This window comes from Nannocystis bainbridge (assembly GCF_028368995.1).
GTDB lineage: Bacteria > Myxococcota_A > Polyangia > Nannocystales > Nannocystaceae > Nannocystis > Nannocystis bainbridge.
Window position 1 is genome coordinate 1 of the sequence record NZ_JAQNDL010000001.1, and the last position, 21,363, is coordinate 21,363.

General features: G+C 73.2%; 20 protein-coding genes and 1 tRNA gene. 3 read left to right on the forward strand and 18 right to left on the reverse strand.

Annotated features, from left to right (window positions below; genetic code table 11):
* Together POL25_RS00005 and POL25_RS00010 are read right to left on the reverse strand one after the other, a co-directional pair.
* Window positions 1-571, reverse strand: a 571-nt coding sequence (locus tag POL25_RS00005) for a hypothetical protein (RefSeq protein WP_272083491.1), incomplete at its 3' end; no start/stop codon positions are given.
* Window positions 558-2,363, reverse strand: coding sequence for a serine/threonine-protein kinase (locus POL25_RS00010; protein WP_272083492.1), 1,806 nt, complete (start codon window positions 2,361-2,363; stop codon window positions 558-560). The genes POL25_RS00005 and POL25_RS00010, both read right to left, overlap by 14 nt.
* Before the next feature lie 170 nt (window positions 2,364-2,533).
* Here POL25_RS00010 and POL25_RS00015 point away from each other — a divergent pair, with 170 nt between their 5' ends.
* Complete coding sequence (locus POL25_RS00015; protein ID WP_272083493.1) at window positions 2,534-2,977, forward strand: GNAT family N-acetyltransferase; 444 nt, start codon at window positions 2,534-2,536, stop codon at window positions 2,975-2,977.
* A gap of 121 nt (window positions 2,978-3,098) precedes the next feature.
* Here POL25_RS00015 and POL25_RS00020 read toward each other — a convergent pair whose 3' ends face one another.
* The 6 genes from POL25_RS00020 to POL25_RS00045 form a co-directional block, all read right to left on the reverse strand.
* Entirely contained in the window at window positions 3,099-4,583 is a 1,485-nt protein-coding gene (locus POL25_RS00020; RefSeq protein ID WP_272083494.1) for a hypothetical protein, read from the reverse strand.
* A gap of 74 nt (window positions 4,584-4,657) precedes the next feature.
* Window positions 4,658-5,026 carry a hypothetical protein gene (locus POL25_RS00025; protein WP_272083495.1) on the reverse strand — a complete coding sequence of 123 codons (369 nt, stop codon included), beginning with the start codon at window positions 5,024-5,026 and terminating at the stop codon, window positions 4,658-4,660.
* Window positions 5,027-5,069: 43 nt separating this feature from the next.
* Window positions 5,070-7,529, reverse strand: coding sequence for an Hsp70 family protein (locus POL25_RS00030; protein WP_272083496.1), 2,460 nt, complete (start codon window positions 7,527-7,529; stop codon window positions 5,070-5,072).
* 25 nt (window positions 7,530-7,554) lie between these two features.
* A complete protein-coding gene (locus tag POL25_RS00035) occupies window positions 7,555-8,043 on the reverse strand; it encodes a hypothetical protein (protein WP_272083497.1) in 489 nt (162 codons plus the stop codon).
* A 292-nt stretch (window positions 8,044-8,335) separates the two neighbouring features.
* Window positions 8,336-9,064, reverse strand: a complete 729-nt coding sequence (locus POL25_RS00040) for a sigma-70 family RNA polymerase sigma factor (RefSeq protein ID WP_272083498.1) — start codon at window positions 9,062-9,064, stop codon at window positions 8,336-8,338.
* 29 nt (window positions 9,065-9,093) lie between these two features.
* On the reverse strand, window positions 9,094-9,414 hold the full coding sequence (locus POL25_RS00045) for a PilZ domain-containing protein (RefSeq protein WP_272083499.1): 321 nt from the start codon (window positions 9,412-9,414) through the stop codon (window positions 9,094-9,096).
* 246 nt (window positions 9,415-9,660) lie between these two features.
* On the opposite strand from POL25_RS00045, the gene POL25_RS00050 reads away from it, so the two are divergent.
* Window positions 9,661-10,170: a hypothetical protein gene (locus tag POL25_RS00050; protein ID WP_272083500.1), complete on the forward strand. Its 510-nt coding sequence runs from the start codon at window positions 9,661-9,663 to the stop codon at window positions 10,168-10,170.
* 195 nt (window positions 10,171-10,365) lie between these two features.
* Here the strand turns inward: POL25_RS00050 and POL25_RS00055 are convergent, their stop codons facing one another.
* The 10 genes from POL25_RS00055 to POL25_RS00100 all read right to left on the reverse strand — a co-directional run bounded on the left by POL25_RS00055 (window position 10,366) and on the right by POL25_RS00100 (window position 20,698).
* The gene (locus POL25_RS00055) at window positions 10,366-11,001 is read right to left on the reverse strand and encodes a hypothetical protein (RefSeq protein ID WP_272083501.1); all 636 of its coding nucleotides are present in this window, start codon (window positions 10,999-11,001) and stop codon (window positions 10,366-10,368) included.
* Between the two features lie 491 nt (window positions 11,002-11,492).
* Window positions 11,493-12,569: a DNA polymerase III subunit delta gene (gene holA, locus POL25_RS00060; RefSeq protein ID WP_272083502.1), complete on the reverse strand. Its 1,077-nt coding sequence runs from the start codon at window positions 12,567-12,569 to the stop codon at window positions 11,493-11,495.
* Window positions 12,570-12,636: 67 nt separating this feature from the next.
* On the reverse strand, window positions 12,637-14,004 hold the full coding sequence (locus POL25_RS00065; protein ID WP_272083503.1) for a class I SAM-dependent RNA methyltransferase: 1,368 nt from the start codon (window positions 14,002-14,004) through the stop codon (window positions 12,637-12,639).
* Window positions 14,004-14,588, reverse strand: coding sequence for a hypothetical protein (locus tag POL25_RS00070; RefSeq protein ID WP_272083504.1), 585 nt, complete (start codon window positions 14,586-14,588; stop codon window positions 14,004-14,006). The genes POL25_RS00065 and POL25_RS00070 overlap by 1 nt, the downstream gene beginning before the upstream one ends.
* A 123-nt stretch (window positions 14,589-14,711) precedes the next feature.
* Window positions 14,712-15,875: an acyl-CoA dehydrogenase family protein gene (locus POL25_RS00075; RefSeq protein WP_272083505.1), complete on the reverse strand. Its 1,164-nt coding sequence runs from the start codon at window positions 15,873-15,875 to the stop codon at window positions 14,712-14,714.
* A 96-nt stretch (window positions 15,876-15,971) separates the two neighbouring features.
* Window positions 15,972-16,517, reverse strand: coding sequence for a hypothetical protein (locus POL25_RS00080; RefSeq protein ID WP_272083506.1), 546 nt, complete (start codon window positions 16,515-16,517; stop codon window positions 15,972-15,974).
* Window positions 16,518-16,602: 85 nt separating this feature from the next.
* Complete coding sequence (locus POL25_RS00085) at window positions 16,603-17,748, reverse strand: acyl-CoA dehydrogenase family protein (RefSeq protein ID WP_272083507.1); 1,146 nt, start codon at window positions 17,746-17,748, stop codon at window positions 16,603-16,605.
* A gap of 37 nt (window positions 17,749-17,785) precedes the next feature.
* A complete protein-coding gene (locus POL25_RS00090; RefSeq protein WP_272083508.1) occupies window positions 17,786-18,580 on the reverse strand; it encodes an enoyl-CoA hydratase/isomerase family protein in 795 nt (264 codons plus the stop codon).
* 4 nt (window positions 18,581-18,584) lie between these two features.
* On the reverse strand, window positions 18,585-19,481 hold the full coding sequence (locus POL25_RS00095) for a 3-hydroxyacyl-CoA dehydrogenase NAD-binding domain-containing protein (protein WP_272083509.1): 897 nt from the start codon (window positions 19,479-19,481) through the stop codon (window positions 18,585-18,587).
* 38 nt (window positions 19,482-19,519) lie between these two features.
* Window positions 19,520-20,698 (reverse strand): thiolase family protein, encoded by a 1,179-nt coding sequence (locus POL25_RS00100; RefSeq protein ID WP_272083510.1) that lies wholly within the window; start codon window positions 20,696-20,698, stop codon window positions 19,520-19,522.
* Between the two features lie 274 nt (window positions 20,699-20,972).
* On the opposite strand from POL25_RS00100, the gene POL25_RS00105 reads away from it, so the two are divergent.
* Window positions 20,973-21,046, forward strand: a tRNA-Met gene (locus POL25_RS00105).
* Window positions 21,047-21,363 lie beyond the last annotated feature (317 nt).

Consider the following 21,363-nt stretch of genomic DNA (forward strand, 5'->3'; position numbering starts at 1 on the left):
CCGCCTGCTCGGCCGGCAGCCCGCCGGCCAGGGCGGCGCGGTGGTGGGCGTGGGCCTCGCGCAGCGCGTCGTCGGTCAGCGTGCGCTCGCCGATCTCCAGCGTCAGCCGCTCGGCGCGGGCCCACTCGAGCTTGCCCATCGCGTGGTGCAGCAGCGGCGCCTCGGCGGCCGCCGGGAAGTGCCGGCGCAGGGCCGCGTAGGCCTGGCGGGCCAGCGTATGGCTCTGCGACCCGCCCGACTCCGCCCCCTGCTCGGCCCACCGCAGCGTCACCGTCGCCAGCGCCTCACGGGTCGCCTCGGCGCAGCGCTCGCCGTCCGGCCGCCCGCGCGTCGCCGCGTGCGCCTGCACGAGTTTCTCGATCTCCTCCCACAGGTAGCGGTCGGCCAGGCGCACCAGCCCGTCCTGGACCGCGCTGGCCCGCTCGTCGCAGGCCGCCACCGCCGCCGCTCCGGATGTCCTGACGGACATGTCCTGAGGGGCACGTACCGCCGTCGTCGTCGGCGCGCGCGGCGTGCAGCCGACGAGCGCCCCCAGCAGCGTCAGCGCGAGCCGGCGCTCACGCCTTGCCATGGCAGTACTTCCGCCTGGCCCGGCCCTTCTTGGCCGCCTCCGCCGCCTCGGCGCCCTCTTCCCAGGCGATCGCGTTGTACTCGCAGTCGCGCAGGGTCTTGGCGCACTCGGTCTTCTTGAGGCTGGGGTTGTTGTAGCACCACTCCTTGAACTGCTGCGCCTCGCCGCCGCCGGAGCGCAGCCAGCGGGTCACGCCCTCCTGGGCCTTGAACGGCGCGCGCACCAGCAGCACCCCGAGCGTCGCCGACGACAGCGCCGCCTCGACGTCGTCGAGCGCCGCGACGGCCGTCTGCTTGCGATCGATGCCCTCGACCCCGACCTCGTACGCGGCCCACAGCCCGTTCGGCGCGCTGACGCGGACCAGCTCGCCGATCGTGCGCCGCTGCGAGTCGACCGCCTGCGCCAGCTGATCGAGCGGCTCCTTCCACGCGGTCGCGGCCGGTCCGACCAGGCCGAGGCCCTCCGAGCCGAGCTCGAGCTGGGCCGCCTCGCGCGGCACCACCGACGCCAGCAGCTCGTGCAGCGCGGCGAGGTCGACGTGCTGCGTCTTCATCAAGGCGACGCCGGCCTGCCCGACCGCGGGCGGGCTCGGCAGCGTCGGCGTCGGCGTCGGCGCGACGTCACGCGCATCGGGACCGGCGGTCGCGGGCGGCGGCCGCGGCAGGTCGCCGGGGTCGCGCGGCTCACCTGGCGTTCCGGACATGTACGCAAGGCCAGCCAGCAGCGGCGCCACCACGCCGACCGCCCACAGCCCGTAGCGCGGCCGCGCCGCGCCGGCCCGCACCGCCGCGTCGAGGTCGGCCAGCAGCTGCGCCAGCGCCGGATAGCGCGCGTCGGGGTCGGCCTGCAGCCCGCGGCGCAGCACGTGCCACACCGCCGGCGGCACCTTCGAGCGCCGCGGCGGCGGCACCACGCGCCCGTCGATCACCGCCATCGACAGCTCGCTGTAGCTCTCGCCCTTGAACGGCCGCAGCCCGTACAGCGCCTCGTAGGTGGCGACGCAGAACGAGAACTGATCGGAGCGGGCCGAGCTCGGGCGCGCCAGGTGCTGCTCGGGGGCCATGTACGCCGGCGTGCCGACGGTCATGCCGGTCAGCGTCAGCGACTGCAGCAGCGCCTCGCGCCCGGGCCTCAGCGTCATCGACTGCGCCGGCGCGGTCGGCAGCGCCGCGGCGTCGAGGGCCGGGCGCGCCAGGCCGAAGTCCAGCACGTGCGCGCGCCCCTCGACGCCGACCAGCACGTTGTCGGGCTTGAAGTCGCGGTGCACGAGCCCGGCCGCGTGCGCGGCCACCAGGCCCTCGCCGGCCATCAGCATGATCGCCACGATCTCCTGCCACGTGCGCGGCGCCTGGCGCAGCCACCCCTTGAGCGTCGAGCCGGCGATCAGCTCCATGGCGATGAACACGCGGCCGCCGACCTCGCCGGCGTCGAACACGGTGACCACGTTCGGGTGGCGGATCTTGGCCGCCGCCTGGGCCTCGCGCAGCATCCGGTTGCGGCCCTCGGTGCCGACCTCGGCCCCCGCGAGCAGCAGCTTGAGCGCGATCTCGCGGTCGAGCTGCGGGTCGTAGGCGCGATAGACCACGCCCATGCCGCCGGCGCCGATCCTTCCGGTGATCTTGTAGCGACCGACCTCGGCCCCGATCGGCAGCTCGGGCGCGTCGGAGGGTTGCCGCGGCGTGGCGTCGCCGAGCAGCGTCGGAGCGTTGGCGAGCGAGGTCCCCGGCCGCGGCGTCCGCTGACGGGTCGCCGTATCTTCCAGGGCGCTCGCCTGAGTTTCGCGTCCTTCCACGCCCCAGCAATGTTGCCGCCAACGCCGTCCGGCGACAACGCCCGCACGCGCGCCTGCGCGGCGCCGCTCTCCGCGCACGGATCGCCGCCGAAGGGCGCGGAGGGCCCCGCCGCGCCCAAAACCCGCCCCGATCGCGCAAGGTCCGCGGTGGGCCCTATAGTGCCGGCACGATGCACTTTCGCCCGGCCACGAGCTCCGACGTCCCCGCGATCCTCGACATGATGGAGGACTTCAACCGCCTGGAGCACATCCCCTGGCGGCGCGGCCCCGGGGAGGCGCCCCTGCTCGCGCTGATGGGCTCACCCGCGCTCGGCATCGTCGTGCTCGGCCTCGAGGGCGAGGCGCCGCGGGGCTACTTCATCCTCACGTGGGGCTTCGACCTCGAGTGGGGCGGCCGCGACGCTTTCCTCACCGAGCTGTATCTGCGCGCCGAGGTCCGCGGCGCCGGCCACGGCCGCCTGTTCCTCGACGCCGCGCTCGCGTCCGCCCGCGCCCACGGAGCCCGCGCCGTCCACCTGATGGTCCGCACCGACAACACGCCCGCCCTCGCCCTCTACCGCCGCGCCGGCTTCTCCGCGCCGCCGCGGGTGCTGATGACCCGGCCGCTCGATTGAACATGTCCTGAAGGGCATGTTCGTGAGAGCATGTCGTGAAGGACATGCTCTTTGGCGCATGCTCTTGGGGACATGTCCCGAAGCGCATCGGGCGGGGCCGCTCACCCCGCACGCGCGAGCTTCACTTCTTCGCGCCGACGTTCTTGCGCTGGAGCTCGATCGCCTCGATGTCGCCGACGGCCTCGGCCTCTCTCAGCAGCCACTGGAACATCGGCCCCGACAGGCCGTACTCCTTGCGGTCGTTCCACAGCCACACCGCGTAGCCGCACACGTCGCGGTGGACCTGCGGGAACATCAAGTAACGCAGCGCCAGCCCGCCGAGCAGGGTCGCCTCCTCGTAGCCGCGGCGGAACTGATTCCACGCCCGCGACTCCTCGGCCGGCGGCAGCCGGCGGTCGGCGGCCGTGCGCGCGCGCAGCTCCTCCGAGCCGGCCTCGACCCCGGTGAGCAACTCGGCGCGCAGCTCGGAGGCCGCCTCGGCGGCCGTCGCCACCTCGACCTCGAAGCCGTCGAGCGGCAGCTTGGCGGCCCGCGCCAGCCCGGCCAGCTCGACCGCGACAGCGCGCCGGATGGCCGCCAGCGCCTCCTCGGCTCGCGTCTGGGCGGTCAGCGCCGCCGCGCGCTGCCGCATGCGCCGCTCGGCGACCGGCCACGCCGCCTCCCACGCGCGACACAGCTCCTGCATGCGCGTGGCCGACAGCCGCTGCTCGAGCTCGGTCGCCGGCTGGCCCGCGGTCTTCGGCCGCAGCGCCAGCCAGGTGGCGTGCAGCGCCTGGGCGTGGGCGACGGGATCGTCGGCGTGATCGGCCGGATCGACGAGCGGCACCGTCGCGGGCGCCGGCCCCGGCGGCGGCGGCTTGCGCTGGTGCAGCACCCGCGGCGCCGCGCGGGCCTGATCGAGCAGCGGTCGCATGGCCTTTCGGCCAGGTGCCAAGAGCCACGACCACCACAGGCCGAGGTCGGTCGGGTTGGGCTCGCCGGCCAGCGCCTCGCCGCGGATCCGCGCCGCGGCGCGGGCGAGGAAGGCGGTGTACGCGGTCGCCTGGCCCGGCTGCACGCCGCGGCGCATCACGGTGATCCAGTCGCCGCGAGCCGCCGCGTCGGCCACCAGCCAGTCGTTGGCGGCCCGCCGCGCGGCCCTCGGCGCGTAGTCGGGATCGAAGGTGTCGACGCCGAGCAGGATGTCGCGCGCGCCGTCGCGGTCGCCGCGGCTGGCCGCGAGCAAGCCGGTGGCGACGACGCTGCCGAGCCCCGATCCGGCCCGCGCCTGGATCTTGCCTTCGAGCCAGGTCGCCAGCGCCGGATCGTGCGAGCGGTGCAGCAGCGCCAGCGCGGCCGCGACGACCTGCCCGCCCTCGCGCTCGCGCTCCCACGCCGAGCGCGCCAGCACCGTGAGGTAGTAGCTGGGCCGCACGAGGCCGGCCGCGATCACGGTGCGCCGCAAGACCGGCCATACGAGGCCGCCGACCAGATCCAGCAGCGCGAACAACCACCCGCCGAGACCGACGAGGAGGATGAGGCCGCCGAGCACGCTGCCGATCGCGTAGAGCTGGGTGACGAACGCGGGCCCGCCGAGCACGATCGCCAGCGCCAGCAATGCCAACACCGGCCCGAGGCGACGCCGCCCGCTCCGCCTCCGCGACCTCGACCGCGACCCCGCGACCCGATCCTTCGGCGCGCTCATGACCGCCTCCAGCCGAGCGCCGCGAACGCGCCCGTGAACGGGGCCGGGCCCGGGCCGCTGGTCTCGGGGGCCGGCGGCGGCTTCGGCGGCGCCGCGGGCGGCGGCAAGCTGGCCCAGAACTCGTGCGCCAGCCGCTTCTCGTGGTCGCGCAGCGCCGCCATGGCCGCCCGCACCTTGTCCTCGGTGCGCGGCCGCGGCCCGAGCGGGCTCATGTACGTCGCCGCCGACTTGAGCCTCAGCCCGAGCATCCCGAGCAGCTTCTGGCCCTCGCGCTCGACGTCGACCCGGCTGCAGTCGGGCCGCAGGCCGAGCACGTAGAACGGGTTGTCCGCCATCGCCTGCGAGTCATCTGGCTTTTGCGACATGGTGCTCCCGACAGGTCCTTGAGGACATGGCCGATGGGCCAGCTCAGCGAACGCCCGACTCGTGGCCCTTGCGCCGGTCCTCGGCCGCGGTCGGCAGCAGCTGCCACAGCTTCTGCGTGACCCGCCGCAGCGCCTCGTTGTCGTCCTTGGCCAGGGCCTCGCGGCCCTCCTTGACCAGCGCCTGGGCGCGGGCGACATCGGTCGCGTTGCCGGCGTCGGCGGCCGCGTCCTCGAAGCGGTGCTTCCACGCCTCGGGGTGGCGCCCGTAAGCCGACGAGCCGAGCCGGCGGAGCAGCCGGAGCTGACGCTGCAGCTCGAGCGGGTCGCGGGCCTGGCGGGCCTTGTCGACCCCCTTGACCGTCTCCTGGTAGAGCGTCTGCTCGTGCGGCTGGCCGTAGTCCTGGACCCACCCGGTGGTCCAGATCAGCGCCTCGCGGGCCTCGCGGTCGAGCTCGGGCCAGCGGCGATCGAGCTCGACCGCCTCGACCTGGGCGTCGACCTCGATCAGCGTGCGTCGGGCCTTCTGCGCCGCGTCCGCGTCGCCGCCGCGGGCCGCGTCGATGTCGCGGCCGACGTCGTCGAGCGCGCTCTCGACCTTGCCGAGCCGCTCGATCGAGTCGCGGGCCTGGCGGCGGAACGCGTCGGTGCGCAGCTCGCCGAGCCGCGCCCGCGTCGCCGTCACCGTCGACGCCAGCACCTCCGGATCGGCCTCCGGGACCAACAAGTGGGCCACGTGCTCGAACACCTGGCCGATCGCCGGGATCAGCGCCCGCGCCGACATCCGCCCGCCGCGGTCGAGCTCGATCGTCAGCTCGACCTCGGCGCCCGACGCCAGCGTCTGCTTGAGCTCCTTGCCGCCGACCTCGAGCGCGCCGACCAGCCGGCACAGGTGGGCCTGCTCGTACTCGCCCTGCACGATCGGGATCTTGATCACCGACTTCTCGGCCCCGCGGGCCACGCTGTCGACGGTGTGCAGCGTGAACGTGCGCCGGGCCGGCAGCGGCGCCCCGCGCTCGAAGTAGACCCGCACGTCGTTGCTCGCGAGCGCCACCCCGATCGTGCGCGACAGCGGCGGATCGCTGATCGTCAGGCCCTGCACGATCGTCAGCGTCGGCGGATCGATCGTCACCGCGTTGCCCTGGATGTTCTTGCCGGTCAGACGGAACACGTTGGGCTTGCGCGGCACCAGCGAGACCGGCAGCACGAACGCGCCCTCCTCGTCGAGCGGCGTCCACGGGCTGTCCCACAGGCCATCCGCGCGCCCGAGCTGGACCTCGGTCGGCACCGAGTTGACCGGACCTGTCCGTTCGACCAGGCGACCGACCACGTGCGGCGTCAGGTCCGACGACATCGCCGGGTACTGCAGCCACACCTTGGACCCGCGCACCAGCTCGACCGCGCTCGGCCGCGCCTCGAGCCCGGCCGTCGCGGCGAAGATCGCCGCGCCCTGGGCCACCAGCGTCATCGGGTCGAGGCCCTCGGCCGGCGGCACCGCCAGCTGCTGGCTGACCTGGCGCCGCACCACCGGCATCACCGACGGGCCGCCGACCAGCACCACCCGCGTGAGCCCGCCGTCGGCCACGCCGTGAGCCTGCAGCAGGCGCCGGCACACCGCGATCGAGCGCTCGATCGACGGCGCGCACAGCCGCTCGAGCGTGTCGCGGTCGAGCGTGACGTCGAGGTCGTAGGCGCCGCCGCCGACGTCGAGCCCGGGCACGGTGACGCTGGCCGACTCGACCCGCGACAGCTCGATCTTCGCCTCCTCGGCCGCGAGCTTGAGCTTGCGCACCGCCGCCGCGTGGGCCGGGTCGGCGCGGCGGATCACCACCCCGTCGCGCGCGGCCTGGGCGATCGCCCAGTCGACGATCGCCCAGTCGAAATCGCGGCCGCCGAGGAAGTTGTCGCCGTCGTGGCCGACCACGCGCAGCAGCCCGTCGCGGGTCTCGAGCAGCGACACGTCGAACGTGCCGCCGCCGAGGTCGTAGACCAGCCACGAGCCGCCCTGGTCCTCGACCGTCCAGCCGGCCGCCAGCGCCGACGCGATCGGCTCCTGCAGCAGCTCGACCCGCTCGAACCCGGCCAGCCGCGCCGCCTCCGACGTCGCGCTGGTCTGCGGCAGCTCGAACAGCGCCGGCACCGAGATCACCGCCCGCGCCGGCTGCACGCCGATCTGGTCGCGCACGTCGGCTCGCAGCGAGCGCAGCACCTCGGCCGCCAGCTCCTCGGGTCGGCGATCGACGCCCGCGGCGGGGAAGCGGATCCCCTGCGCCGTGCCCATCAGCCGCTTGAACTCGCTGCGGGTGTTGTCGGCGTCGGTGTCGAGGAAGCGGCGCGCCTTGGCGCCGACCGTCACGTTGCCGCGGGCGTCGACGCGGACCACCGACGGCGTGATCGGCGAGCCCTGGGCGTTGCGGACCAGCGTCACCTTCTCGCCGTCGAACACGGCCGCGGTGGAGTTCGTGGTCCCGAGATCGATCCCGACGTAGAGGGGCGCGCTGGTCATCGCCGGTGAGTGTACCCGGGCGCTCTCAGCCTCGCAGCGGCGAGCGGGCGCGCCGGCGCAGAGCCCGGTCGAGCGTCACCCCGCCGGCCGCGCCGAGCCCGACCAGCGCGAACAGCAGCGGCAGATCGCGCGGCCCCTCTGCGGGCCCGCTCGGGGCCGCGCCGCGCCAGGCCACCCGCACCCGGCCGGCGCTCCACGTCCCGCAGAGCTCGCCGACCAGCGCCGTCGTCGCGGCCGCGTCCCAGCCCGGCGGCGCCAGCCCGGCCACCACCACCGCGCCCGGATCGTCCGCCCCCGGCAGGCGCACCTCGACCGCCAGCGCCTCGGCCCCGAGCGCCTGCAGGCTCGCCGCCACCGCGTCCGCCAGCGCCAGCTCTTCCCGCGCGCGCTCGCCCGCGCGCGTGGGCACCAGCGCTGGATCTCCGAACAGCTCGCGCTTGCCGCGGACCCCGCGGGCCTCGGGCGCGCGCGCCGGCTCGCAGGCGCCCGCGAGCAGCGCTGTCCCGAAGAGCATGCCCCATGCGACATGTCCGCGAAGACATGTTCGTTCGGACCGGTCCGAACGGCCAGGCCGCGATCGCCTCACGACCCGACCCCGGCGGGCTCGCAAGGGCTGCCCTTCCACCAGCGCTCGACACCCCTGTCCCCTGCTCCGCTCACGGCCCTCGCTCCAGCGAGCGAGCTCCGGCCCTGCATCGACCGGCGCTCGACGCCCTTGGCCCACACACCGCTCGCGGCCTCGCCTCCGGCGAGATCGCGCCTGCCCGAGGAGCCTCGCCGATCGCCACGTCTGCTGCCTGCGCCGGTCACGGCCCGGCCTCCGGAGGTCGCGCCTCGGCGGCCAGCAGATCGGCCAGGCGACGCAGCAGCCGCTGGTGGCGGCGGGAGATCGTGCTGACGCTGGTGGCGAGGTCGGCCGCGACCTCGGTGAGCGTCAGGCCGCGCACGTAGACCGCGTCGATCAGCGCCCGCTCGTCGGCGTCGCAGCGCTCCACCGAGTCGCGCAGCGACAGCCGGACCTCGGGGCCGAACGGATCGTCGTCGTCGCCCGCGAACAGCCGCGACAGCACCGCCGCCGCCGTGACCTCGCGGACCAGCTCGGCCGCGTCGCCGAAGCGCTCGCCGATCCGCCGCGGGTCGTCGCCGGGGCGCAGGCGGATCTCCGACAGCTCCTGCGTCACCTCGAGGGTGTTGAGGATCCGCCGGGCCCGCTTGTGGTCAGGGAAAGCGTTGCGGGCGGCGTCGATCATCGCCCCGCGCACCCGGTAGAACGCGAACGCCGCGAACGGCACGCCCGCGCCCGGGTCGTAGCGCAGGGCCGCGCGGGCCAGCGCCTCGTAGCCGGCGCTCTCGCACTCGTCGGGGGCGATGCCGACGATCCGCCGCAGGCTGCGGGCGATGCCGGGCACCCGCGGCGCGAACGCCTCGACCCGCGCGCGCTGCTCCGGGCTGAGGCCGGGCCCGCGCGCTGGCTCGCGGCTGGCCGGCTCGCCGTCGTCCGTGACGTACGCGACCTCGTCGTGAGGCTGGTTCATGTGACATGTCCTCGCGGACAGGGGCCGGCTCAGGCGCCGGCGGCCTCCTGGCTGTCGAGGATGTGCTTGCGCAGCGCGCCCTTCTGCTCGTCGGTGATGTGGACGAAGCGGACCGCCATGTCCTCGTCGCCGCCGCGCACGACCATGCCGGTGAGCGGCAGGCTGGCCGACAGCGCCGGGAAGCTGAGCACCAGCGCGACCTGCTGCCCCGCCTCCTCCCACGCCGGCCCGTCGAACTTGCAGCCGCCGAGGCTGAGGTCGTCGAGCGGGCGGGCCAGCACGACCTCGGAGCCGATGATGTCCGCGTGGGCCTGGATCCGCAGGCGGGGGTGGAAGCGGGCGTCCGTCACCCCGCGATGATAGCCGGCGCGCGCGCGCGCGACCTCGCCACTCGCCGCGACACGCCGGCACACGCGGCGGACGGCCCGTCACGCCCATACGACGCGCTGGCACGCCGGCCCCGGGCCTTTTGCCAAATTGGCACTCAGGGCCCCCAAACCGCGCTCCCGACGCGTGTGCTAAGTCCTTGTTCGAAGAAGCGTCTTTACGATCTGGCGCCCGTGGCCGCGTGCTTGCACAATGCGCCTCGCTCGACCATGCCCGGACGTTCCCTCGCCCTCGCACTCGTTGCGGTGCTCGCCGCGCCCTCTGTCGTTGGTTGCAAGAACACCGCGATCATCCCCGGCACGGAGATCCCGGACACCCCCGACAACCGCGAGCTCCTGCAAGTCATCGAGCGCTTCCGGACCAGCTTCGTCCGTCAGGACCCGGCCGGCATCCTCGCCACCGCGCACCCGACCTACTACGACGAGTCGGGCACCGACGACCCCAGCGACGACATCGTCTACGAGGAGCTCGGCCCGATCCTGCGCCGCCGGATCGCCCAGCTCGAGTCGGTCCGCTTCACCATCGAGTACCTCGACGTCTACATGCGCCGCGACCGGGCGACGGTGAACGTGTGGATCGACGCGACCTTCCGCCTCAAGCCGATCCTCGGCGACGACGGCATGCCCCGCTTCCCGCCGCGCGTGGTGCCCAAGCAGGACTACGCCAAGTTCGAGCTGATCCGCGAGGGCGACTCCTGGCTGATCACCAAGGGCATCTGAGCCCGCCTGTCCCGACGGGCAGGTCCTTCGAGACCTGCCCGTTCGCGCATGTACGAACGGGCAGGTCCTGAGAGACAGACCCGCTTCGTACGGCGCGGGGCGGACGGCGACCTACGGATCGCTCACCCGCCCCGCTCCCTTTGCGGCTCAACCGCTCCCGGCGCTTGCGGCTCAGCCGCTCCCGGCCTCTGAGGCTCAGCCGCTGCAGCCGCCGCCCGAGCAGCTCTTCTTGCACTTCGCGTCGCCCTCGCAGCCGCGCGGGCAGCCGCCGCCCGAGCAGGTCAGGTCGCAGTCGGAGCCGGCCTTGCACGTCTGCGTGCAGCCGCCGCCCGAGCAGGTGAACTTGCAGGTCGCGCCGGCTTCGCACGCCTGGATGCAGCCGCCGCCGCCGCAGCCGTTCTCGCAGGTGCCGCTGCTGCAGGTCTGACGGCAGCCGCCGTCGCCGCAGTCCTTGCCACCGGCGCCGGCCGCCGCGGGCGCGTCGTCGGCGTCGGCGTCGAGGCCGGTCGGCGCGACGACCACGGCACCACCCGGCAGCTTGACCGTCCCGTCGGCGCCGATCTCGACGTCGCCCGCCTTCACGCCCTCGGCCGAGACCTTGACGTCGCCGATCTCGGTGCCGCTGACCTTGACCTCGCCGGGCTTGACCTCGACGCCGACCGGGCCGGCCTTGACGTCGACCCCGGTCTCACCGGCCTTGATGGCCACGTCGTTGGCCGACGCCGCGGTCGCCGGCACGGCAGCCTTCTGTTCGGCCTCGGCGGCAGGCTTGGAGTCGCAGCCGAACAACGATACCGCCGCGATCACGGCGAGGAACGAATTTGCGCGCATCAAGTGGTCTCCTGTGGGCGGGAACCTACCACGCCCCGGCGGCTCGGGCGCGCTCGGATTGCCCTGTCCTCGAGGCCAGCCGCGCGCATCGAGCTCGACTGGAGAACATCGTCCGTCGGGATCGATACCTGCTCCACGGCCGAGTTCGGTCGCGCGAGAAGGAGCGATGTCCCGCCCGGCTCACGCACCGTGCGCCCATTCACGGCGCACGAGCAGCGCCGCGAGTCGGCGACGTCCTGGCTCCCATTGCGAAGCGCGAGCGTCCGCTCGAGCGTCGCTCGAAACGCCGTCCTACGCGATGGTCGACGCTCGATTCGAGTCTCGAGCGGCGCTCGAACGGCCGCCGTCCTGTCGCTCGGTCCCCGTAACAATCAACGCTCTCTGCGAGCATCAACCGCGCATCGCATCTCACGACCTGTCCCAAAGAACAGATCGCCCGCACTGTCGGGCCGGATCTCGACCTGTCCCATGCGACAGGTCGCCACTTCCCATCAGGTGCGCGCGTCGACGCCCGGCAAGGCCCGGCAGGTGTCGAGGATCCACCGCTGCAGCGCCATGTACGGCGACGCATAAGCCACGTACGAGCCGCCCTTGAGGTCCTGGTCGAGGCGGACCAGCGCCGCGTAGGCCGAGCGCAGGCGCGGCTCGCTGAACCCGCGGGCTTGCGCCTCGAGCCCGCGCGTGAGGAACGGCGGCAGCTTGGTAGCCTCGGCGACGCGGCCCGGGTTGGCCTTGGCGGTGAAGATCAGGCGGATCTGGCGGGTGAGCATCGCCAGCACTTGCATCGACACACCGGCGTCCTTCTCGCCGGCGGCGAACATGCGCGCGAGCACGGTGAGGGCCACGTCGGCCTCGCCGCGGCCGACGGCGTCGGTGAGGTCGAAGATCCGCGCCTCGCGGGTGTGGGCCACGATCGCCTCGACGTCGGCGAGCCCGACCGGGCCGTCACCGGCGTGCAGCAGCGCCTGGTCGAGCGCGGCCAGCAATTCGCTGCGGCCGGTGCCGACGGCGGCGACCAGCGCCGCGGCGGCGTCCCGCGAGAGCCTGCGCCCCTGCGCCTGGGCCTCGCCGACCACGAACCCGAGCGCCTCGTCGTCGCGCTTGTAGGCCTCGAATTTGTGGGCCCACCCGGTCGACTTGCAGGCGTTCACCAGCTTGGAGCGGCCGTCGATGCCGCCGCCGCTGATGACCAGCACGGTCGTCGGGCTCGGCGCCTTGATGTAGCTGGCGAGCGCGTCCATGGCCGCGGCCGCGGTGCTCTCGGCCTCGGGCCCCTTGCCGAGGTCGTCAGGGTTGGCCAGCTCGACGAGCCGCCACTTGCTCATCATCGGCACCTGGGCGCAGGCCGACAGCACCGGCCCGGCCCCGCTGAGGTCGACGCCGTCGAAGCGCTCGTGGTTGAAGGCCGCCATCGCCTGCGCGGTCGCGTCGTCGGGCGGGATCACGAACTTGCGCAGCGCCGTCACCACCGCCCGGATCGCCGCCGGCTCGTCGCCGTACAGCACGTACACCGGGTCGAGCTTGCCGGCCCCGATCGCCCGCTCGAGCGCGCGGACGTCGTCGCTCACCGGGGCATGACCTTTCGGACAGGCGCGACCGGACCGCGCGAGCGCCCGTCAGGCCCGGCCGAGGGCGTCATGACCTGTGCCTCGGGGCATCCAACGCGACGATCACCTCGACCTCCGGCGTCATCGGCATCATGTCGATCGCCAGCGCCGAGGCGGCGCGGTGGCCCGCCTCCAGCATCGATTCGAGGTCGCGCGCCAGCGTGGCCGGGTCGCAGGCGATGAACACCGTGCGCCCGCTGGCGACCCGGGCCAGCGCCCGCGCCCCCTCGAGGCCGAGGCCGGCGCGCGGCGGGTCGAGCACCACCCGGTCGAAGCTGCGGCCCTCGGCGGCGTAGCGGGTCAGCGCCCGCGTCACGTCGAGCCGGCGCACCTCGATGTGCGCCTGTCGGTTCGCAGCTGTCTTTTTGGCCATGCGCAGCAGCGCCCCCGCCGAGCCGCGATCCTCCTCGACCGCGACCACCTCGGCGGCCTCGCGGGCGAGCGCGCGGGTGAAGTTGCCGCCGCCGGCGAACAGCTCGAGCACCTGGCCGCCGCGGGCGTCGGCCAGCGCGACCACTCGCTCGATCAGGACCCGATTCTGGGCCGCCTGGGCCTGGGCGAACTCGAACGGACCTGTCGAAACGGCCATGTCCTCGTGGCCAGCATCGGCCAGCGCCAGGCGCCCGCGCCCGAGCACCAGCTCACGCCGACCGCCGCGCGCGACCACGCCGACCACCACGTTGTCGAGCACCTCGGAGAGCGCGGCGCGCAGGCCGACCTCGTCGGTGTCGCCGCCTTGCGGCGCGAGCCCGGGGATGCCCACGACCACCGCGGCGCCGTCGGACAGCAGGTGGACCTCGCCGCGTCGCAGCCGTCGCAGCACCTGCGCGAACGCCCCGTCGCCGGCGGCCAGCGCGTGCATACGCGCCAGCGCGTGGTTCAGCGGGGCGTCGAACACGGGGCAGTGCGCGAGGTGCAAGATCTCGTGCGATTGCCGGCGGTGCAGCCCGAGGCGCAGCTCGTTGCCGACCCGCTCGACGTGCAGGCGGGCCCGCCTGCGGTAGCCCAGCGCGCGCGGGCTGGCCAGCGCGTGCGGCACCGCGATCCCGAGCCGCCGCAGCGCGCCCTCGGCGATCTGGCGCTTGAGCTCGGCCTGCGCGGCCGCCCGCGCGTGCTGCAGGCCGCAGCCGCCGCACACGCCCTCGACCGGGCACGGCGGCTTCACGCGATCGGGGCTGGCCTTCAGCACCTCGATGGTCCGGCCGCGGATCATCCGCCGGCGCTCCTCCGACCTGGCCGCAAGGACATGTTCTCCGGGCAATGCCCCTTCGACCAGCCATGTGCGCGTGTCAGCGTCGTCGCCGACAGCCCGGCCGACACCCTCGCCGCCGTGGGCGATCCCGCGGATCTCGACGCGCTCGCCGGCCGCGGCCTCCGTGGCCTCCGTCTTCATCATTATTTTTTCTTCTTGTTGGTCTCTTCGGCGTTCACGTCGATGACGCGGTCACGCGCCGGACGCTGCTTGCCGTCGCCCATCTGGGCGAAGGGGAAACTGCCGAAGCCAGGAGCACCGCCGCCGCCGCCCGCGGGCCCGGCCGGGCCGCCGCGGCCTTGCTGCTGCGCGGCCTGCTGGGCCTGCTGCATCGCCTGCATGGCCGCCTGCAGGTTGGCGAGCGGCCCCGTGGCCTTGGGCTTGGGCAGGAACTGGGCCAGCAGCGCGAAGCCGAGGGCCCCGAGGCCGAGGATATAGACCGTCGGATCCGAGCCGCGCGACACCCCGCAGGCGACCGCGCCGAGCCAGAAGAAGAACAGGACGATGGCGAAGCAGCCGGCCCCGCGGGCCAGGCCGAGCAGGCCGAGGATCGCCACTGCGCCGCCGCCGACCATCACCACCGTGGGCAGGTACGGCGGCGGACCGTTGATGAACAGACCGACGATGGTGACCACCGCGCCGACGAGGAACAGCGAGATGCGCCGCTGCATCTCCTTCTTCATCAGGCTCATCGCGTCGGGCGGGAGCTTGCTGATATCGAAGGGCATCTGGGGCGGGACTTGGGCCATGGTCGTGGTCGGGGGGTTGGCGGCGGAGTGCGGAGGTGGAGCGCGACGGCGCAGTGAGACGGCGAGAGCCGTTCCGAAAGCTGCGTCCTCAGCCTAGCAGCGCTAGCCCGCGGCGCGAGCGAATCGGCGCGCGATCTCACGGCTGATGACGATGCGCTGGATCTCGCTGGTGCCCTCGAAGATGCGGGTCACGCGGACGTCGCGGAGGTAGCGCTCGACCGGGAACTCGCGGGTGTAGCCGAAGCCTCCGAGCACCTGGACGGCCCGGTCGCACGCCGCCCAGCCGCGCTCGCTGGCCGCCAGCTTGGCCATCGAGGCCTCCTGCGTGAACGACCGGCCCTGCTCTTTGAGCCAGGCGGCCCGCAGCGTCAGCAGCCGCGCCGCCTCGAGCTCGGTGGCGCTGTCGGCCAGCATCCACTGGATCGCCTGGTAGTCGGCGATCGGGTGGCCGAACTGTTGCCGCTCCAGCGCGTAGCCGCAGGCGAACTCGGTGGCGGCCAGGCCGCAGCCGAGCGCCAGGGCGGCGATGCCGATCCGGCCGCCGTCGAGCGCCATCATCGCCACGCGGAAGCCCTTGCCGACCTCGCCGAGCAGCGCCTCGGGGCCGAGCTCGATGTCGTTGAACTCGAGCGGCGTGGTGGTGCTCGCGTGCTGCCCGGTCTTGTGCTCCGGCTTGCCGCGCACGAGCCCCGGCGCGTCGCCGCGGACCAGGAAGGCGGTGATGCCCTGCGAGCCTGGAGCGTCGCTGGTGCGCGCCCACACCACGAACAGCCCGGCGTCGGTGCCGCTCGTGATCCACAGCTTTTGCCCGCTCAGGACCCAGCCGTCGCCGTTCGGCACGGCCCGCGTGCGCATGCCCGCCGGATCGCTGCCGGCGCCGGCCTCGGACAGGGCGAAGCCGCCGACCACGTACTCGCCGGAGCACAGCCGCGGGACGTGCTCCTGCTGCTGCTCCGGGGTGCCGAACTTGGTGACGACCTCGGCCACCATGTTGCTGACGGTCATCGCCACCGTCGTCCCGGCGCACGCCTTGGCCAGCTCGATCACCGCCAGCGCGTAGGCCACCGCGCCCGCCTCGACCCCGCCGAGCCGCTCCGGCACGTTGATGCCGAGGAGGCCCAGCTCGGCCGCCTCGGCCAGGCTCGCGCGCGGGAAACCGCCGTTGGCGTCGAGCTCGGCCGCCCGCGGCGCCAGCGTGCGCGCCGCGAACTGCCGCGCGGTGCCGACGATCAGCTCCTGGTTCTCGGTCGGGGTGAAGTCGTACATGGTGTCGAAAGGGACATGCCCGAAGGGGCATGACTCTGGGGACATTCTCGAAAGGACATGTCCCCGGGAGCCTGCCCCTCGGAGCAGATGGACGCGCTAGTAGGCCTCGCCGACCTTGCCGGTGTACGTGTAGACGTACTCGACCTCGGGCGCCGGGTCGAACTCCCACTTGAAGGCCGACTCCTCGACGCACGGGGCGAACAGCTTGGCCTCGCGCGGCTGGAACTTGTCCTTCGGCACGCCCTTGGGCGGCCGGCGCTCCCTGATGTCGATCGTCGGGATGTTGACCTTGGTGACCTTGCCGCTGGTGGCGATGGTGACCTCGGCCGAGAAGGTGCCGGCGATCCAGCGGTTCTCGTAGGCCTCCATGTCCTTCTGCAGGCAGCGGCCGAAGTCGCGCTCGTAGACGCTCTCCATGGTGTCCTGGATCGACGCCAGGGTCTTCGGCGAGACGGACGCCTGCGCGGTGCGGTCGTACTCGTCGAGGCCCTCCTCGGACTTCACCATGTCCTTGTCGTACTCCGTCTTGGTGTACTCCGAGTACATGGCGTCCTCGTTGTTATCCATCTTGTTGAGGTGGCGCTTGGCGCACCCCGGGCCGGCGACGGCGGCGGCGAGCAGGATCACGGTGATGGTTCGCATGATGGTTCCTCGTGGCGGCTCGGGCAGGCGCTGTCGCCCGCGAGCCTGGGCGTCCGCGGCATGATACCGCGCCGCGGGCTGGCGGTCACTTGCGGCGCAGGAGCCCCGCGGCGATGACGACGCGCTGGATCTCGCTCGTCCCCTCGTAAATCTCGGTGATCTTGGCGTCCCGGAAGTGGCGCTCGACCGGGTACTCGGTGACGTAGCCGTTGCCGCCGAACACCTGGATCGCGTCCTTGGCGACCTTGTTGGCCGTCTCGCTGGCGAACAGCTTGGCCATCGCGCTCTCGATCGAGTGCCGCTGCCCCCGCTTCTTGAGGCTCGCCGCCCGGTAGGTCAGCAAGCGGGCGGCGTCGATGCCGACCTGCATGTCCGCGAGCATGAACGCGATCGCCTGGTGGTCGATGATGCGGCGGCCGAAGGTCTTGCGGTCGAGCGCGTACTCGGCCGCGGCCTCGAACGCCGCGCGGGCGATCCCGAGGGCCTGGGCGGCGATGCCGATCCGCCCGCAGTCGAGGGTGGCCATCGCGACCTTGAAGCCGCCGCCGACCTGGCCCAGGACCTGGTCGTTCGTCACGCGATGGTCGGTGAAGAAGATCTGGCACGAGTGGCTGGCGCGGATGCCGAGCTTGTCGTCCTTCGGCCCGCGGGAGACGCCCTCGCCGTGCATGTCGACCACGAACGCGGTGATGCCCGAGTTGCCGCGCTCCGGCTCGGTCATGGTGAACAGGATCCCGGTGTCGGCCTGCGGGCCGTTGGTGATCCAGTTCTTCACGCCGTTGATGACCCAGCCGTCGCCGTCGCGCACGGCCGTGGTCTTCTGCGCCGCGGCGTCGCTGCCGGCGTTGGGCTCGGACAGCATGAAGCAGCCGAGCTTGTCGCCGCTGGCCAGCGGCACCAGCCACTCCTGCTTCTGCGCCTCGGTCGCGAACTTGAGCAGCGGGTCGCACACGAGCGAGTTGTTGACGCTCATGACCACGCCGGTCGAGGCGCACGCGGCCGAGATTTCTTCCATCGCCAGGACGTACGAGATCGGGTCGAGGCCCGAGCCGCCGTAGGCCTCGGGGACCTCGATGCCGAGCAGCCCGAGCTCGGCCATCCGCCGGACCAGCTCCTTGGGGAACCGGGCCTCGCGGTCGAGCTCGGCCGCGAGCGGCTTCACCTCGCGGGCCGCGAACTCGCGGACCATCTTCTGCAGCGCTTCTTGGTCTTCGGTCAACGACAGGTCCATCGCGGTCCTCTGCTCCCTTGTTCGCTCGGCGGGCTGCTCACGCGCCCTTGAACTCGGCCCTGCGCTTGCCCAGGAAGGCGGCCATGCCCTCCTTTTGATCGGCGGTGTCGAACAGGCCGGCGAACGCCTCGATCTCGAGCGCGTTGGCCTGCGCCAGCGGCAGGCCGGCGCCGGCGTGCAGCACCCGCTTGGCCTCGGCGACCGCCACGGGGCCCCAGTCGGCGATCTTCTTGGCCGCGGCGAGCGCGACCGACAGCGCCTCGCCGGCCGGCACCACGCGGTTGGCGAGGCCGATGCGCGCCGCCTCGGCGGCGTCGATGGTGTCGCCGGTGAGGCACAGCTCGAGCGCGCGGGCCAGGCCGACGCGCCGCGCCAGCCGCTGGGTCCCGCCGAAGCCGGGGATCACGCCGAGCTTGACCTCGGGCTGGCCGAACTTGGCGTTCTCGGCCGCGTAGATGAAGTCGCAGGCCAGCGCCAGCTCGCAGCCGCCGCCGAGCGCGAAGCCGTTGACGGCCGCGATCGTCGGGATCGGCAGGCCGGCCAGCGCCTCGCCGACGCCGTGGCCGGCGCGGGCGAACTCGCGGGCTGTCCCGACGGACATGTCGGCCATCGCCGCGATGTCGGCCCCGGCGACGAACGACTTCTCGCCGGCGCCGGTCAGCACCAGCGCGCGCACCTCGCCGGCGCGGGCCGCCGCCGCGGTGTCGTCGAGCACCTGCGCGAGCCCGGCGATGACCTCGGGGTTGAGGGCGTTGAGCGCCTTGGGCCGGCTGATGGTGACGACGCGGACGCGGCCGTCGTCGCTGACGAGCAGGGTGTCGGTGCCGGTCATCGGCCTACTTCCCCTTGCTCGCGTAGTCGTAGAAGCCGCGCCCGGTCTTGCGCCCGTGCCAGCCGGCGGCCACGTGCATGCGCAGGACGTTGGCCGCGCGGTACTTGTCGTCGCCGAGCTCGCGGTGGAGCACGTCGGCGATCGCCAGGCAGGTGTCGAGGCCGATCAGGTCGGCCAGCTCGAGCGGGCCCATCGGATGGTTCAGGCCGAGCTTGGCCCCGGTGTCGATGTCCTCCGGCGTGCCGAGGCCCTCCTGCAGCGCGAAGCAGGCCTCGTTGATCAGCGGGATGAGCACGCGGTTGACGAGGAAGCCCGGGCAGTCCTTGCTCGTGATCGTCGTCTTGCCGAGCTTCTGCGCCAGCGCCACGGTCGCCCCGTAGATTCCGTCGGCCGTCTGCAGGCCGCGGATGATCTCGACCAGCTTCATCAGCGGGACCGGGTTCATGAAGTGCATGCCGACCACGCGATCGGGCCGCCGGGTCTGCGCCGCCAGCAGGGTGATGCTGATCGAGCTGGTGTTGGTCGCCAGCACCGCGCCGTCGCCGAGCGCCGCGTCGAGCTCGCGGAACAGCTTCTTCTTGAGCTCGATGTTCTCGGTGGCCGCCTCGACCGCGAAGTCCGACGGCGCCAGGCCGGCCGCGCCGACCACCGCGGTGATCCGCTCGACGATCGCCGCCCGCTCGGCCTCCTGCAGCTTGCCCTTCTCGACCAGGCGCCCGAGCTGCTTGGCGATCCCCGCCTTGCCGGCGTCGGCGCGGGCCTGGTCGACGTCGGCCAGCAGCACCCGGTAGCCGGCCTGCGCCGCCACCTGGGCGATGCCCGCCCCCATCTGCCCCGCGCCCAGCACGCCGATCGTGCGGATGTTGGCCAGGATCTCGTCTGCGCTAGTCCCTTGGGTCATGTCCGATCTCCGGTGTGCCTTGGTTCAGGTACGAAAGTTCAGGCGCGCTCCACCATCAGCGCCACCGCCTCGCCGCCGCCGAGGCACAGCGACGCGACGCCGCGGCGCTTGTCCTCTTGCTTGAGGGCGTGGATCAGGGTGACGAGCACGCGGGCGCCCGAGCAGCCGATCGGGTGGCCGAGGGCGATGGCGCCGCCGCGCACGTTGAGGCGGTCGTCCGGGATGCCGAGCTTGTCGCCGTTGGCCAGGGCGACCACGGCGAACGCCTCGTTGATCTCCCACAGGTCGACGTCGGCCACCGCCTTGCCGGTCTTGGCCAGGAGCCGCTCGATCGCGCCGGTCGGGGCGGTGGTGAACCACTCGGGCGCCTGGGCGAAGCCGGCGTCGCCGACGATGGTGGCGAGCGGCGAGATGCCGCGCCGGTCGGCCTCGGCGCGCGACATGACGACCAGGGCGGCCGCGCCGTCGTTGATCGTCGAGGCGTTGCCGGCCGTGATCGTGCCGTTCTTGTCGAACGCGGGCCGCAGGCCGGGCAGCTTGTCGATGTCGCCCTTGAACGGTTGCTCGTCCTCGCTGACGGTGACCGCGCCCTTCCTGCCGGGCACCTCGACGGGCGCGATCTCCTCGCGGAACAGGCCGGCCTTCACGGCCGCCTGGGCGCGGCGGAAGCTCTCGGCGGCGTAGCTGTCCTGGCGCTCGCGCGGGATCCCGCACTCGCGGGCGCACAGCTCACCGGCCATGCCCATGTGGAAGTTCTTGTACGGGTCCCACAGGCCGTCGTGGATCATGCCGTCGACGAGCGTGCCGTTGCCGAGGCGGTAGCCGGCGCGCGCCTGCGGCAGCAGGTAGGGCACGTTGGACATGCTCTCGATGCCACCGGCGACCACGATCTCGGCATCGCCGGCGCGGATCGCCTGGGCCGCGAGCATGACCGCCTTGAGGCCGGAGCCGCAGACCTTGTTGATGGTGATGCAACCGACATGGTCGGGCACCCCGGCGCCGCGGCTGGCCTGGCGAGCGGGCGCCTGGCCCTGGCCGGCCGGCAGCACGCAGCCGAGGATCACGTCCTCGACATCCTTGCCGTCGACACCGGCCCGCTGGAGCGCGGCGCGCACGGCGACGCTGCCGAGTTGGTGGGCGGCGAGCGGCGCGAGCGCCCCTTGAAACGCGCCGATGGGGGTGCGAGCAGCGCTGGCGATCACGACTTCCCGGGCCATCAGAAACTCCTTTTGCGCAGCCTGTGAACCGGCGAGGCGCGCGGCGACGGGGTCGTCGCCCTGGCGCTCATTGGTTCGCAAGATTCGCTTAGCACGCGGGGACGCAAGATCTGAAGCCCTGGAGCCGGCAGCGCCCGCGGCGCCACCCTTGCGCTGACTCACTGCGCTGGCGCATCCGCGAAGATGTCCGGAAATTCTTCGCGCGAGCGACGAGACTCGAAGCTTTGCGGTTGACGATGGCCGCTCAAATCGGGTACGCACGTGCGCCCTCGATGCCGGGGTAGCTCAGATGGTTAGAGCGAGGGATTCATAACCCCTAGGTCGGCGGTTCAATTCCGCCCTTCGGCACCCAAGCCCGCCCCACCAGGCGGGCTTGTTTCTTTTAAAAAAGGGGCGACCTGTCCCTTGGGACAGGTCGATGCGGGCGGCCCGGCCCGGCCTGCTGCGCCGGACAGCTCACGCAGGCGGGCGAGCGCTCGCTCTCGCAGGCGTGAGTGACCTGGCGCTCCGGACAGGTCTGGCCCCGGGGGCGCTGCGTCCGCCCGGAGCATGAGCGAACTACGCTGCGGGCCGGTCACGCGAGGGGCGCGCTGCGCCGTCGGCACGAGTGACCTGGCGCTCAGGACAGGTCTCGCCACGGGTGCGCTGCTTCCGCTCGGAGCATG